Below are 13791 nucleotides of genomic sequence, written 5' to 3'. Positions count from 1 at the left end.
GTGTTGACCCGTGAGTGATTTGAGTCATATCCGCAATTTCTCCATCATCGCCCACATCGACCATGGCAAGTCGACGCTGGCCGACCGTTTCATCCAGATGTGCGGTGGCCTGTCGGCACGCGAGATGGAAGCCCAGGTGCTCGATTCCATGGACCTGGAGCGTGAGCGCGGTATCACCATCAAGGCCCACAGCGTCACGCTCAACTACAAGGCGCAGGACGGCAAGGTCTACCAGCTGAACTTCATCGATACCCCCGGCCACGTCGACTTCACTTACGAAGTTTCGCGCTCGCTGGCGGCCTGTGAAGGCGCGCTGCTGGTGGTGGACGCCGGCCAGGGCGTCGAGGCCCAGTCCGTGGCCAACTGCTACACCGCCATTGAGCAGGGCCTGGAGGTCATGCCGGTACTGAACAAGATGGACCTGCCCCAGGCCGACCCGGACCGCGTCAAGGACGAGATCGAGAAGATCATCGGCATCGACGCCACCGACGCCGTGGCCTGCAGCGCCAAGAGCGGCATGGGCGTGGACGAGGTGCTCGAGCGCCTGGTGCAGACCATCCCTGCTCCGGAAGGCGATATCGAGGCGCCGCTGCAGGCGCTGATCATCGACTCCTGGTTCGACAACTACCTGGGCGTGGTCTCGCTGGTGCGTGTGCGCCACGGCCGCGTCAAGAAAGGCGACAAGATCCTGGTCAAGTCCACCGGCAAGGTGCACCTGGTCGACAGCGTGGGTGTGTTCACCCCGAAACACTCCCAGACGGCCGACCTGAAGGCCGGCGAAGTAGGCTTCATCATCGCCAGCATCAAGGACATTCACGGTGCGCCGGTCGGTGACACCCTGACCCTGTCCACCACGCCTGAGGTGGAGGTGCTGCCAGGCTTCAAGAAGATCCAGCCGCAGGTTTACGCCGGCCTGTTCCCGGTCAGCTCCGACGATTTCGAGGACTTCCGCGATGCGCTGCAGAAGCTGACCCTGAACGACTCGTCGCTGCAATACATGCCGGAAAGCTCCGACGCCCTGGGCTTCGGCTTCCGTTGCGGCTTCCTCGGCATGCTGCACATGGAGATCATCCAGGAGCGCCTGGAGCGCGAATACGACCTGGACCTGATCACCACCGCGCCAAGCGTGATCTACGAGCTGGAACTGAAAACCGGCGAGACCATCACCGTAGACAACCCGTCGAAGCTGCCTGACGTCTCGGCGGTCGCCGATTTCCGCGAGCCGATCGTCACTGCAACCATTCTGGTGCCGCAGGAGCACCTGGGCAACGTCATCACCCTGTGTATCGAGAAGCGTGGCGTGCAGCGCGACATGCAGTTCCTCGGCAGCCAGGTGCAGGTGCGCTACGACCTGCCGATGAACGAAGTGGTGCTGGACTTCTTCGACCGCCTCAAGTCCACCAGCCGCGGCTATGCTTCGCTGGACTATCATTTCGATCGCTACCAGTCGGCCAACCTGGTCAAGCTGGACGTACTGATCAACGGCGACAAGGTCGATGCCCTGGCATTGATCGTGCACCGCGACAACGCGGCCTACAAAGGCCGTGCGTTGACCGAGAAGATGAAGGAGCTGATCCCTCGGCAGATGTTCGATGTGGCGATCCAGGCAGCTATCGGCGGCCAGATCATCGCGCGGACAACCGTCAAGGCGCTCAGAAAGAACGTACTGGCCAAGTGCTACGGTGGTGACGTCAGCCGTAAGAAGAAACTGCTGGAGAAGCAGAAGGCCGGTAAGAAACGCATGAAACAGGTGGGCAACGTGGAGATTCCACAGGAAGCCTTCCTCGCCGTGCTCAGGTTGGATAGCTAGGTCCTATGTCGCTAAATTTCCCGCTGTTGCTAGTCATCGCCGTCTTCGTCTGCGGCCTGCTGGGCTTGATCGACTTGCTGTTCCTGGCCCCGCGCCGGCGTGCGGCAATCGCCAACTACCAGGGCAGCGTCAGCCAGCCCGAAATGGCTGTGGTCGAACGCCTGGGCAAGGAGCCGTTGCTGGTCGAGTACGGCAAGTCGTTCTTCCCGGTGCTGTTCATCGTGCTGGTGCTGCGTTCGTTCTTGGTCGAGCCGTTCCAGATCCCTTCGGGGTCGATGAAGCCGACCCTGGAAGTGGGCGATTTCATCCTGGTGAACAAGTTCTCGTACGGCATTCGCCTGCCGGTGATCGACAAGAAGGTCATCGAGGTGGGTGACCCGCAACGCGGTGATGTGATGGTGTTCCGCTACCCGAGCGACCCGAACGTCAACTACATCAAGCGGGTGGTCGGCCTGCCAGGCGACGTGGTGCGTTACACCAACGACAAGCGGCTGTTCGTCAACGGCCAGCCGATTGCCGAACAACTGGTGGGCACCGAGCCGGGCACATTGGGCAGCGCCGAGCTGTACAAGGAAAAGCTCGGCGAGGCCGAACACCTGATCCGCAAGGAAATGAGCCGTTACCGCATGCCGCCGGACCAGCAATGGACCGTGCCGGCAGGCCATTACTTCATGATGGGCGACAACCGCGACAACTCCAACGACAGCCGTTACTGGGATGACCCGAACATCCCGAAGGAACTGCACGGCATGGTTCCGGACCGGAACATTGTCGGCAAGGCCTTCGCGGTGTGGATGAGCTGGCCAGAACCCAAGCTCAGCCACCTGCCCAACCTGTCGCGGGTCGGTCTGATCCATTGATACCCATCGGCGCTGGCCAGCAGGCAGCGCCGAATGCATTTCTGACATAGGCTGTGTTCTCAGGGATCGGGAGATTCGTCGCACGTTGCGGCGGGCCACAGCCAAACAGTCTTTCAGGATGTTGATTTGAACAACGCGTTGAACAACGAACGGGTGGCTGCATGAGTGCTCCCCTTGCCCGTCTGGAGCGAAAGCTCGGTTATACCTTCAAGAACCAGGACCAGATGCTCCTGGCACTGACCCATCGCAGCTACGCCGGGCGCAACAACGAGCGCCTGGAGTTTCTCGGTGACGCCATTCTCAACTTCGTCGCCGGCGAAGCGCTGTTCGAGCGCTTCCCGCAGGCCCGCGAAGGCCAGCTGTCGCGCCTGCGCGCGCGCTTGGTCAAGGGTGAAACCCTGGCCCGACTGGCCCGTGGTTTCGACCTGGGCGACCACCTGCGGCTGGGGTCGGGTGAGCTCAAGAGCGGTGGCTTCCGCCGCGAGTCGATCCTGGCTGATGCACTGGAGGCGCTGATTGGCGCCATCTACCTGGACGCCGACATGGAAACGGCCCGGGAGCGCGTGCTGGCGTGGCTGGCCGATGAGTTCGAAGGCCTGACCCTGGTCGATACCAACAAGGACCCGAAGACCCGCCTGCAGGAGTTCCTGCAGTCGCGCAGCTGTGAGCTGCCGCGTTACGAAGTGGTGGATATCCAGGGCGAACCGCACTGCCGCACCTTCTTCGTCGAATGCGAAGTGGTGCTGCTGAACAACAAGAGCCGTGGCCAGGGCGTTAGCCGGCGTATCGCCGAGCAAGTCGCCGCCGCGTCTGCACTGATCGCCCTGGGCGTGGAGAATGGCAATGACTGATAGCAACCCGACCCGCTGCGGCTACGTGGCCATTGTCGGCCGCCCGAACGTGGGCAAGTCGACCCTGCTCAACCACATCCTCGGCCAGAAACTGGCGATCACCTCGCGCAAGCCGCAGACAACCCGCCACAACATGCTCGGCATCAAGACCGAGGGTGACGTGCAGGCGATCTACGTCGATACCCCCGGTATGCACAAGGCCAACGACAAGGCCTTGAACCGCTACATGAACCGCAACGCCTCGGCGGCCCTGAAAGACGTCGACGTGGTGATCTTCGTGGTCGACCGCACCAAGTGGACCGACGAAGACCAACTGGTGCTGGAGCGTGTGCAGTATGTGACCGGCCCGCTGATCATTGCGGTCAACAAGACCGACCGCATGGAAGAGAAGGCCGAGCTGATCCCGCACTTGCAGTGGCTGCAGGAGCAATTGCCGAACGCCGAGGTCATGCCGATTTCCGCGCAGCAGGGGCACAACCTCGAAGCGCTGGAAGCCCAGATCGCCAAGCACTTGCCCGAAAACGATCACTTCTTCCCGGAAGACCAGATCACTGACCGCAGCAGCCGCTTCCTGGCTGCCGAGCTGGTGCGCGAGAAGATCATGCGCCAGCTGGGTGCCGAGCTGCCGTACCAGATCACCGTGGAGATCGAAGAATTCAAGCAGCAGGGCCATGTGCTGCACATTCACGCGCTGATCCTGGTCGAGCGTGACGGCCAGAAGAAGATCATCATTGGCGACAAGGGCGAGCGCATCAAGCGCATCGGCTCCGAGGCGCGCAAGGACATGGAAGTGCTGTTCGACTCCAAGGTCATGCTCAACCTGTGGGTCAAGGTTAAAGGCGGCTGGTCCGATGACGAGCGCGCCCTGCGTTCGCTGGGCTACGGCGACCTCTAAGCAATACTGTTGGGGCCGCTGTGCGGCCCATCGAAGCGGTTCGTCGCCACGACAAGCCAGCTCCCACACCGACAGCGTCGACTTCAAGTCATGTGCAGTACCTGTGGGAGCTGGCTTGTCGTGGCGACGAACCGCTTCGATGGGCTGCAGAGCAGCCCCAATTAGCAGTATTGCCGGGGCGCAGGTAACGAGTGATCTTTGATGGAACAGCCAGTCGGCCAACCGGCCTACGTCCTGCACAGCCGTGCCTACAAGGAAACCAGCGCGCTGGTGGACTTCTTCACCCCGCAGGGCCGTGTGCGTGCCGTGCTGCGCCGTGCGCGCGGCAAGGGTGGCAGCCTGGTGCGGCCGTTCGTGCCACTGGAGCTGGAGCTGCGCGGGCGTGGCGAGCTGAAGAATGTAGGCCGCATGGACAGCGCCGGCATCGCCGCCTGGCTGCACGGCGATGCCCTGTTCAGCGGGCTGTACCTCAACGAACTGCTCATGCGCCTGCTGCCCGCCGAAGCGCCTTTCCCGGCGCTGTTCGAGCACTACACCCTGACCTTGCAGGCCTTGGCCGCTGGTCGCCCGCTGGAGCCGCTGCTGCGCTCCTTCGAATGGCGGCTGCTGGACGAGCTCGGTTACGCGTTTTCGTTGCGCCACGACGTCAATGACCAGCCGATCGCGGTCGACGGCCTGTACCGCTTGCGTGTGGATGCCGGCCTGGAGCGGATCGAACTGGTGCAACCCGGGCTGTTTCGCGGTACCGAGCTGCTGGCCCTGGCCGAAGCCGACTGGGATGCCCCTGGTGCCTTGCTCGCCGCCAAGCGCCTGATGCGCCAGGCACTGGCGGTTCACCTGGGGGCAAAGCCGCTGGTCAGCCGGGAACTGTTTCGCAAGCGCTGATCACGACGTATGCTGTGGGGCTCAATCTTCAGGAGAGCCTTTCGTGACTCACAGCAACCGCATGCTTCTTGGCGTAAACATCGACCACGTGGCGACCCTGCGCCAGGCCCGGGGCACGCGTTACCCTGATCCGGTCAAGGCTGCCCTGGATGCCGAGGAAGCAGGCGCCGATGGCATCACCGTGCACCTGCGTGAAGACCGCCGGCACATTCAGGAGCGTGACGTGGTGCTGCTCAAGGATGTGCTGCAGACCCGCATGAACTTCGAGATGGGCGTCACCGAAGAGATGATGGCCTTTGCCGAGAAGATTCGCCCGGCGCACATCTGCCTGGTACCGGAAACCCGTCAGGAACTGACCACCGAAGGTGGGCTGGACGTCGCAGGCCAGGAGGCGCGGATCAAGGCGGCGGTTGAGCGGCTGTCCCGTACCGGTGCGGAAGTGTCGCTGTTCATCGATGCCGACGAGCGGCAGATCGAGGCCTCGCGTCGGGTTGGTGCGCCGGCTATCGAGCTGCACACCGGGCGTTACGCCGATGCCGAAACCCCGACCGAGGTCGCTGAAGAGCTCAAGCGTATCGTCGATGGCGTGGCGTTTGGCGTGGGGCAGGGGTTGATCGTCAATGCCGGCCATGGGCTGCATTACCACAACGTCGAGGCGGTGGCGGCGATCAAGGGCATCAACGAGCTGAACATCGGCCATGCGCTGGTGGCGCATGCGTTGTTTGTCGGCTTCAAGGCGGCCGTGGCCGAAATGAAGGCGCTGATCGTGGCGGCTTCGCGCTAATCGTTGGTCGCCTGTACCGGCCTCTTCGCGGGCTTGCCCGCTCCCACAGGGATTGCACAAGCTTCAAGACCTGTGGGAGCGGGCAAGCCCGCGAAGAGGCCAGCACAGGCGGTGGATTACTCGGCAGGAAACACCAGGGTAAACCGGGTAGGCCCCAAGGGGCTGCTGCTGACTTCGACCCGCCCGCCATGCAACAGCATGATCGATTTCACGATTGCCAGCCCCAACCCGGTCCCGCCCTCCAGCCGCGAGCGCCCCGAGCCCACCCGGTAAAACCGCTCGAACAAGCGCGACTGGTGCTCTTCAGCAATACCAGGCCCCTGGTTCTCTACCGAAAGCCGAATTTCGCTACCCAGGCGCTCGATGCGCAACTCCACAGGCTTGCCATCGGGACAGTGCCGAATGGCATTGCTCAACAGGTTCGACAACGCCCGTTGAAACATCAGCCGATCCCCCAATGCCGTCCCCCAGCCCTGAACACGCAGCTCAACGTCTTTAAGTTCGGCGCTGAACGCGAACAGTTCGACAACCCGAGCAGTCTCGTCGGCCATTGCCATGGGTTTCAGCACTACCTGGGCTTGAGGCTGGCTGACCTGGGCGAGAAACAGCATGTCGTTGATGATGCGGTTGAGCCGGGTCAGTTCTTCGATGCTGTCTTCCAGCACTTCCCGGTAGTTGGCGTTATCCCGCTCACGGGCCAGGGTCACCTGGGCCTTGCCCATCAGGTTGCTCAACGGCGTACGCAACTCGTGGGCCAGGTCATCGGAAAACTGCGACAGCTGGCTGACGCCCTGGTCGAGGCGGTCCAGCATCACATTGATGCTGCTGGCCAGTTCTGCCAGTTCCAGCGGCAGGCCGGTAGCGGGCAGGCGATGTTGCAGGTCCTGGGCCGATACCCGCCCGGCAATGCGCCGGAAGTGCCGCAGTGGCTTCAGGCCGCGCTGCATCAGCCACCAGGCGCCGGCGCCAATCAGCAGTAACAGCAGCGGCAGCGCGAGCAGGGTGGAATGCAGGTAGGCTTGCAGCAGGGCGTTATCGTCGGCGCGGTTGAGCGACATCATCACCTTTACCGGGGTGTCGTCGCGCAGGCGCATCAGCCGGGTCACGGTGAGTATCTGGGTGCCACCGCTGTCGCGCCAGGCATGGAAGGTCAGGCTGGCATCGGTGCGCAGCTCGCCGACCTGCGATTCCAGCGCTGGCCCGAGGCTGAGCAGATGCGGGTGGCGGCCTTCGAGAGCCAGTACGGTGAGGCTTAGGTTGTCGTGCCCCATCACCAGATCGAGCAAGGGATGGGCGCGACTGCCCAGGTCTTCGCTACGCAGGTCGACGCGCAGGTTGTGCTCGACCTGCAGCATCTTGCGCGCCAGGTCCTTGCGTGCGCGGCTGTCCAGTTCGTGATCGAGGGCGAACACGGCCAGGCAGGCCAGTAGCAGCACCAGGGCGGCGCCCATCAGCGTCATGCTCAGCCCCAGCCGCAGTGACAGGCTGGCGTTGTTCAAAAGCGTGCCTCGAGCACGTAGCCGACGCCACGCAGGGTATGGATCAGCTTGTCGTCGAACGGGTCGTCGATCTTTGCCCGCAGGCGCCGGATCGAAACCTCGACCACATTGGTGTCGCAGTCGAAGTTCATGTCCCACACCAGCGAGATGATCTGGGTGCGCGACAGCACTTCGCCGGTCTGGCGCATCAGCAGGTGCAGCAGGGCGAATTCCTTGGCGGTCAGGTCGATACGCTGCCCGGCGCGGTAAGCGCGGTGGCGGCCGGGGTCCAGTTCCAGATCGGCGACGCGCAAGGTGCTGGGCTGCAGTTGCTGGTCGTTGCGGCGCAGCAGGCTGCGGATGCGCGCCAGCAGTTCGGGAAACTCGAAGGGTTTGAGCAGGTAATCGTCGGCCCCCAGGTCCAGGCCCTTGACCCGGTCGGCCAGGCGACCGTGAGCGGTGAGCATCATGATGCGCGTGGCCGATTCGGCGCGCAGCCGCTGCAGCACGGTCCAGCCATCGAGCTCGGGCAGGTTGACATCGAGAATGACCAGGTCGTAGGGCTGCTGGCGGGCCAGGTGCAAGCCATCGGTGCCGGTGTGGGCGCAATCGACCACGTAGCCGTTCTCGCGCAGGCCCTGCTGCAGGTAGTCCGCGGTACGCAACTCGTCCTCGATGATCAGTAGGCGCATGGGTGGGCTCGGTGTGATGACGGGGGGGCGATTCTCGACCCTGTAGTGACATCAGGGTCAAGGCGCAGGATGTTACGGCATGAGAAAGGGCCTGCGGTGCAGATAACGGATTTGTAATGCTGCTGTTATCTAGCTGTCTGATCCGGCCTCTTCGCGGGCACGCCCGCTCCCACAGGTACACCACAGATTTCGACAACTGTGGTGTACCTGTGGGAGCGGGCGTGCCCGCGAAGAGGCCGGATCAGGCAAAACAAGGCCACATTGCAAGACTGTAATCCCCGCCTCACCTTGCCGTTAGCTAGCCCTCGCTAGGATGGCCGTGTCTGATCGGTTATCACGAGGCAACCACGATGAACCTGACCAAATACCTGCTGCTGGTCACGCTTGCCCTTGGCAGCGCCAGTGTTTACGCCGAGGGCGGTGCTGAACGTTCGAAACAATTCTGGCAAGCGTTCCGCGAAGACCAGCAGCGCCTGCACGGTGACAAGCAACAGGCCATTGCCGAGCGTGAGCGCAAGGCGCAGGAAAAGGCCCGCGAGTTGGCCAAGGACTGAGGTAACAGCACCTGCGCCGCGACAGCTCCTCGGCGCAGGTGTATTCAGGCGCCCACTCCGGGCGCTTTTTTTATTTGCGCGCCAGCAGGGTGGCGCGGCGTGGTGCCGGCAGGCCTTCGAGGGTTTTGCTGTGGTCGTTCGGGTCAAGGAAGTCGCCCAGTGACTGGTAGCGCATCCACTCGGTGCTGCGCTGTTCCTCGACGCTGGTTACGCTGACGTCGACGCACCGCACATCGCTGAAACCGGCACGGCGCAACCACCGCGCCAGAGCCGGCACAGACGGCAGATACCAGACGTTGCGCATCTGTGCATAGCGGTCCTCAGGTACCAGCACCTGGTTTTCGTCACCCTCGATCACCAAGGTTTCCAGCACCAGCTCACCGCCTTTGACCAGGCAGTCCTTGAGCGCCAGCAGGTGCTCGATGGGCGAGCGGCGGTGGTAGAACACGCCCATGGAAAACACCGTGTCGAAACCTTCGAGGTTGGCCGGCAGGTCTTCGAGAGCGAACGGCAGGTGCCAGGCGGGCAGTTCGGGCAGGTATTGCTGGACGGCCTGGAACTGGCAGAAGAACAGCCAGTTGGGATCGACGCCTATCACCATGTCGGCGCCGGCACCGAGCATGCGCCACTGGTAATAGCCGTTGCCGCAGCCTACGTCGAGCACGCGCTTGCCCTTGAGGTCCAGGTGCGGGCCAACCCGGGACCATTTCCAGTCTGAACGCCATTCGGTGTCCACATGTACACCGAACAGGTCGAACGGCCCTTTGCGCCAGGGTGACAGGCCCATCAGTGCCTGGCGCATCTGCGCGCGGGTCGCGTCGTCGCAGTCGCAATCCAGGCGCAGCCCGTTGACCAGGTCGATTTCGCTTGGCTGCAGGGCGGGCAGGGCCTCCAGTGCACCGCGCCAGCGATCGAGGTCACCGTGGCCCTTTTCCAGCTTGGCTTCCAGTTGCGCTTGCAGGCCTTGCGACCAGGAAGCCAGGGGCGTGCCCGCCAGGCGGCGGACGAGAGGGGACAGATCGATCATGGCAGGGCTATCAAAGAGGCGAAGTTAAGGCATTGGAACCAGGGCACCACTTTCGAGAAACCGGCAGCGCGCAGGCGTTCCTTGTGGGCTTCGAGGGTATCAGGCCTCATCACGTTTTCAATGGCGCTGCGCTTCTGGGCAATTTCCAGCTCGCTGTAGCCATTGGCACGCTTGAAGTCCAGGTGCAGTTCATTGAGCAGGTCCTGCTCTTCGTCATCGGCGAAGCGCAGTTTTTCCGAGAGGATCAGTGCGCCGCCGGGCAGCAGCGCCTGGCGGATGCGGCCGAGCAGCTCCAGGCGCTGGTCGGGGGCGATGAACTGCAGGGTGAAGTTCATCGCCACCACCGAGGCGGGCTCGAAGGGCAGGGCCAGGATGTCGGCTTCCAGCACCTGCACCGGTAGCAGTTCCTGGAACATCGAGTCCTGGGCAGTGAGGTACTGGCGGCAACGCTCGACCATCGCCGCGGAGTTGTCCACGGCAATTACCCGGCAGCCGTCACTGCGCACATGGCGGCGCAGCGACTGGGTGACGGCGCCCAGCGACGCACCCAGGTCGTACAGCGCGGTGTGCGGCTGGGCGAAGCGCGCGGCCAGCACGCCGAGGTTCTCGACGATAGTCGGGTAGCCCGGCACCGAGCGCTTGATCATGTCCGGGAACACACGCACCACATCCTCGTTGAAGACGAAGTCGGGCACCTGCTCCAGGGGCTGGGCGAAAAGGCGGTCGGGTTGTTTGCTCACGGCGGGCTCGATACAGGGTGAAACGGAGGCGCATTTTAGCCAAAGGCCGCGATTCTTGCCATGTCAGCGCTTCAGGCTCAGGGCGTTCATACCGCAGCCGCTGCGGTCAGCGGACGACGATCCGGCAATCGAAAGTCTGTACCGGGGCAACATCTGCCGCCCAGGGCTGCTGGTACACCAGCACCAACTGGCCATCGCCGGTGCTGCTGGCCTGGTAGCGCCAGGTCGAGACACCGGCGCTGCCGACCACATTTTCTTCTTCCGGGGCGCTATACACCTCCGGGCCGAGGCTTTGCAGCACGTTCGCGGCCGGGTTTTCGACCCGCCAGCGGTAACCGGTGGACGGGTTGCTCGGCAGGGTCAGGGTCAGTGCCTGGCCAACCTGCAGGCGCGTTGGGCATTCGCTCTCGGCGTCCAGTGCGACGGGTTGCGTGGGCTGTTGGGCGCAGGCAGAAAGCAAGGCGAAGCTCAGGGGAACGAGCAGACGAGGGGCGGTCATGTTGGCTCCGTAGGCTGGCGATGGCCTGAGGATAACCGATGATCGAGGAGATTTGTGTTGTCTTTGCCGGCCTCTTCGCGGGCTTGCCCGCTCCCACAGGTATTGCACAGTATTTGAAAACTGTGATTTCCCTGTGGGAGCGGGCAAGCCCGCGAAGGGGCCGGAGCAGCTCAGAACAGGACTTTGGCCACGTCGGCAAAGCGCTTGGCGAAATGCACCGTCAGGCCTTCGCGCAGGTAGTCCGGCAGCTCTTCGTAGTCCCCGCGGTTAGGCTCCGGCAAGATCAGCTCGAAGATCTTCTGCCGCCGCGCCGCGATCACCTTCTCGCGCACACCACCAATCGGCAGTACTTGCCCGGTCAGGGTCAGCTCGCCAGTCATGGCCACGCCCTTCTTCGGCGCCTGGTCACGGGCCAGCGACAGCAGGGCGCTGGCCATGGTGATGCCGGCACTCGGGCCGTCCTTGGGCGTGGCGCCTTCGGGCACGTGCAGATGAATGAACGCTTCGTTGAAGAAACCAGGGTCGCCACCAAACTGCTTGAGGTTGGAACTGACGTAGCTGTAGGCGATTTCGGCCGACTCTTTCATCACGTCACCCAGCTTGCCGGTCAGCTTGAAGCCGCGGTTGAGGGTGTGGATACGGGTGGCCTCGATCGGCAGCGTGGCGCCACCCATGCTGGTCCAGGCCAGGCCGGTGATCACGCCTTTGCCGGCCAGCACCTGCTCGCTGCGGAACACCGGCATGCCAAGCGCGGCTTCCAGGTCCTTGGTGCCTATCTTAAGCTTGGCCTGGGGGGCATCCAGCAGCTTGACCACTGCCTTGCGCACCAGCTTGCCCAGTTGTTTCTCCAGCTGGCGCACCCCGGCTTCGCGGGCATAGCCTTCGATCACCGCGCGCAGGGCGCTGTCACTGATGGCCAGGCTGGTCTTGGTCACGCCGGCCTTTTCCAGCTGCTTGGGCCACAGGTGGCGCTTGGCGATGGCCAGTTTCTCTTCGGTGATGTAGCCGGACAGGCGGATCACTTCCATGCGGTCGAGCAATGGCCCGGGGATCGAGTCCAGGGTGTTGGCGGTGCACACGAACAGCACCTTGGACAGGTCCAGACGCAGGTCGAGGTAGTGGTCGAGGAAGTCGACGTTCTGCTCCGGGTCGAGGGTTTCCAGCAGCGCCGAAGCCGGATCGCCCTGGTAGCTCTGGCCCATCTTGTCGATCTCGTCGAGCATGATCACCGGGTTCATCACTTCGACGTCCTTCAGGGCCTGCACCAGCTTGCCGGGCTGGGCGCCAATGTAGGTACGGCGGTGGCCCTTGATCTCTGCCTCGTCACGCATGCCGCCGACACTGAAGCGGTAGAACGGCCGGCCGAGCGATTCGGCGATGGACTTGCCGATGCTGGTCTTGCCCACCCCCGGCGGGCCCACCAGCAGCACGATCGAGCCACTGATCTCGCCTTTCCAGGCGCCTACGGCGAGGAATTCGAGAATGCGTTCCTTGATGTCATCGAGACCGGCATGGTGCTGGTCGAGGACTTTGCGCGCGTGTTTGAGGTCGAGCTTGTCCTTGCCGTACACGCCCCAGGGCAAGGCGGTGGCCCAGTCCAGGTAGTTGCGGGTGACGGCGTACTCGGGCGAGCCGGTTTCGAGAATGGCCAGCTTGCCCATCTCCTCATTGATGCGCTTGCGCGCCTGGTCCGGCAGGGTCTTGCCTTCGAGACGCTGCTCGAACTGCTCGAGGTCGGCGCTGCGGTCGTCTTTGGTCAGGCCCAGTTCCTGCTGGATGACCTTGAGCTGCTCCTTGAGGAAGAACTCGCGCTGGTGCTCGCCGATCTGGCGGTTGACCTCGGCCGAGATCTCGTTCTGCAGGCGGGCTACCTCGACTTCCTTGCGCAGCATCGGCAGGACCTTTTCCATGCGCTTGAGCATGGGTACGCAGTCGAGCACTTCCTGCAGCTGGTTGCCGGTGGCCGAGGTCAGGGCAGCGGCGAAGTCGGTGAGCGGCGACGGGTCGTTGGGGCTGAAGCGGTTGAGGTAGTTTTTAAGCTCTTCGCTGTATAGCGGGTTGAGTGGCAGCAGCTCCTTGATCGCATTGATCAGCGCCATGCCGTAGGCCTTGACCTCGTCGGTCGGCTCGGCGGGCTGGCGCGGGTATTCGACCTCTACCAGGTACGGTGGGCGGTGGTGCTTGAGCCAGGTGCGGATGCGTACCCGGGTCAGGCCCTGGGCGACGAACTGCAGCTTGCCGTTTTCGCGGCTGGCGTGGTGCACCTTCACCAGCGTTCCGTACTCCGGCAGCGCCGAGGTGTCGAAGTGACGGTGATCTTCAGGCGGGGTGTCCATGAAGAACAGGGCCAGCGTGTGGTCTGGCGTCTTTGCTACCAGGTCGAGGGTTTCTGCCCAAGGCTCTTCATTGACGATGACCGGCAGCACCTGGGCCGGGAAGAACGGACGGTTGTGGATCGGGATCACGTAGACCTTGTCCGGCAGCTGCTGGCCGGGCAGGGCGAGGGCGTGGCCGGTTTCGGCCTGGGGAGTGGTGTGTTCGACTTCGCTGTGTTCGTCGGGATGTTCCGGGAAATCCTGCTGGTCGCTCATGGGGCACCTGCGTGAATGACTATGGTGCTTAGATGGGGCGCGGGGGGATGGGTTTCAATGGTAGATGAAGGGGCCAGAGGGGAGTGATGCCTGTACCGGCCTCTTCGCGGGTAAACCCGCTCCCA

The 13791-nt window shown here is 63.3% G+C and carries 13 protein-coding genes; 7 read left to right on the top strand and 6 right to left on the bottom strand.

From position 1 onward, the window contains the following. The first annotated feature begins 10 nt into the window (after positions 1 to 10). The 6 genes from lepA to pdxJ all read left to right on the top strand — a co-directional run bounded on the left by lepA (position 11) and on the right by pdxJ (position 6085). The gene (lepA, locus tag CAF70_RS16420; RefSeq protein WP_085625873.1) at positions 11 to 1810 is read left to right on the top strand and encodes a translation elongation factor 4; all 1800 of its coding nucleotides are present in this window, start codon (positions 11 to 13) and stop codon (positions 1808 to 1810) included. Between the two features lie 5 nt (positions 1811 to 1815). Continuing rightward, positions 1816 to 2670: a signal peptidase I gene (gene lepB / locus CAF70_RS16415; protein WP_063913173.1), complete on the top strand. Its 855-nt coding sequence runs from the start codon at positions 1816 to 1818 to the stop codon at positions 2668 to 2670. A 161-nt stretch (positions 2671 to 2831) separates the two neighbouring features. Further along, the gene (rnc, locus tag CAF70_RS16410) at positions 2832 to 3521 is read left to right on the top strand and encodes a ribonuclease III (protein ID WP_003258487.1); all 690 of its coding nucleotides are present in this window, start codon (positions 2832 to 2834) and stop codon (positions 3519 to 3521) included. Next, entirely contained in the window at positions 3514 to 4416 is a 903-nt protein-coding gene (gene era, locus CAF70_RS16405) for a GTPase Era (protein ID WP_003252061.1), read from the top strand. The genes rnc and era overlap by 8 nt, the downstream gene beginning before the upstream one ends. Before the next feature lie 201 nt (positions 4417 to 4617). Continuing rightward, complete coding sequence (gene recO, locus CAF70_RS16400) at positions 4618 to 5301, top strand: DNA repair protein RecO (protein WP_085625874.1); 684 nt, start codon at positions 4618 to 4620, stop codon at positions 5299 to 5301. 61 nt (positions 5302 to 5362) lie between these two features. After that, the gene (gene pdxJ / locus CAF70_RS16395) at positions 5363 to 6085 is read left to right on the top strand and encodes a pyridoxine 5'-phosphate synthase (RefSeq protein WP_153670549.1); all 723 of its coding nucleotides are present in this window, start codon (positions 5363 to 5365) and stop codon (positions 6083 to 6085) included. 116 nt (positions 6086 to 6201) lie between these two features. On the opposite strand, the gene CAF70_RS16390 is transcribed toward pdxJ, so the two are convergent. Together CAF70_RS16390 and CAF70_RS16385 are read right to left on the bottom strand one after the other, a co-directional pair. Next, a complete protein-coding gene (locus tag CAF70_RS16390; protein WP_085625875.1) occupies positions 6202 to 7584 on the bottom strand; it encodes a heavy metal sensor histidine kinase in 1383 nt (460 codons plus the stop codon). After that, complete coding sequence (locus CAF70_RS16385) at positions 7581 to 8255, bottom strand: heavy metal response regulator transcription factor (RefSeq protein WP_085625876.1); 675 nt, start codon at positions 8253 to 8255, stop codon at positions 7581 to 7583. The genes CAF70_RS16390 and CAF70_RS16385 overlap by 4 nt, the downstream gene beginning before the upstream one ends. 350 nt (positions 8256 to 8605) lie before the next feature. Here CAF70_RS16385 and CAF70_RS16380 point away from each other — a divergent pair, with 350 nt between their 5' ends. Then, positions 8606 to 8809, top strand: a complete 204-nt coding sequence (locus CAF70_RS16380) for a hypothetical protein (protein WP_085625877.1) — start codon at positions 8606 to 8608, stop codon at positions 8807 to 8809. Between the two features lie 70 nt (positions 8810 to 8879). On the opposite strand, the gene cmoB is transcribed toward CAF70_RS16380, so the two are convergent. The 4 genes from cmoB to lon form a co-directional block, all read right to left on the bottom strand. After that, a complete protein-coding gene (gene cmoB, locus CAF70_RS16375) occupies positions 8880 to 9836 on the bottom strand; it encodes a tRNA 5-methoxyuridine(34)/uridine 5-oxyacetic acid(34) synthase CmoB (protein ID WP_085625878.1) in 957 nt (318 codons plus the stop codon). After that, on the bottom strand, positions 9833 to 10576 hold the full coding sequence (gene cmoA, locus CAF70_RS16370; protein WP_085625879.1) for a carboxy-S-adenosyl-L-methionine synthase CmoA: 744 nt from the start codon (positions 10574 to 10576) through the stop codon (positions 9833 to 9835). The genes cmoB and cmoA overlap by 4 nt, the downstream gene beginning before the upstream one ends. A gap of 106 nt (positions 10577 to 10682) precedes the next feature. Beyond that, positions 10683 to 11075 (bottom strand): protease inhibitor I42 family protein, encoded by a 393-nt coding sequence (locus tag CAF70_RS16365; protein WP_085625880.1) that lies wholly within the window; start codon positions 11073 to 11075, stop codon positions 10683 to 10685. Between the two features lie 170 nt (positions 11076 to 11245). Beyond that, a complete protein-coding gene (gene lon, locus CAF70_RS16355) occupies positions 11246 to 13666 on the bottom strand; it encodes an endopeptidase La (RefSeq protein ID WP_085625882.1) in 2421 nt (806 codons plus the stop codon). Between the last annotated feature and the right edge of the window lie 125 nt (positions 13667 to 13791).

It is taken from the genome of Pseudomonas sp. B19(2017) (genome assembly GCF_002113165.1).
Classification (GTDB): domain Bacteria; phylum Pseudomonadota; class Gammaproteobacteria; order Pseudomonadales; family Pseudomonadaceae; genus Aquipseudomonas.
Note: the sequence above shows the minus strand (reverse complement) of the source record. Positions and strands in the feature narration are given on the sequence as shown.

What these genes read in the sequence shown, in the direction of transcription:
- lepB (WP_063913173.1), top strand. Translation starts at nt 1,816, where the DNA reads ATGTCGCTAAATTTCCCGCTGTTGCTAGTCATCGCCGTCTTCGTCTGC.
- rnc (WP_003258487.1), top strand. Translation starts at nt 2,832, where the DNA reads ATGAGTGCTCCCCTTGCCCGTCTGGAGCGAAAGCTCGGTTATACCTTC.
- era (WP_003252061.1), top strand. Translation starts at nt 3,514, where the DNA reads ATGACTGATAGCAACCCGACCCGCTGCGGCTACGTGGCCATTGTCGGC.
- recO (WP_085625874.1), top strand. Translation starts at nt 4,618, where the DNA reads ATGGAACAGCCAGTCGGCCAACCGGCCTACGTCCTGCACAGCCGTGCC.
- pdxJ (WP_153670549.1), top strand. Translation starts at nt 5,363, where the DNA reads ATGCTTCTTGGCGTAAACATCGACCACGTGGCGACCCTGCGCCAGGCC.
- CAF70_RS16385 (WP_085625876.1), bottom strand. Translation starts at nt 8,255, where the DNA reads ATGCGCCTACTGATCATCGAGGACGAGTTGCGTACCGCGGACTACCTG.
- CAF70_RS16380 (WP_085625877.1), top strand. Translation starts at nt 8,606, where the DNA reads ATGAACCTGACCAAATACCTGCTGCTGGTCACGCTTGCCCTTGGCAGC.
- cmoB (WP_085625878.1), bottom strand. Translation starts at nt 9,836, where the DNA reads ATGATCGATCTGTCCCCTCTCGTCCGCCGCCTGGCGGGCACGCCCCTG.
- CAF70_RS16365 (WP_085625880.1), bottom strand. Translation starts at nt 11,075, where the DNA reads ATGACCGCCCCTCGTCTGCTCGTTCCCCTGAGCTTCGCCTTGCTTTCT.
- lon (WP_085625882.1), bottom strand. Translation starts at nt 13,666, where the DNA reads ATGAGCGACCAGCAGGATTTCCCGGAACATCCCGACGAACACAGCGAA.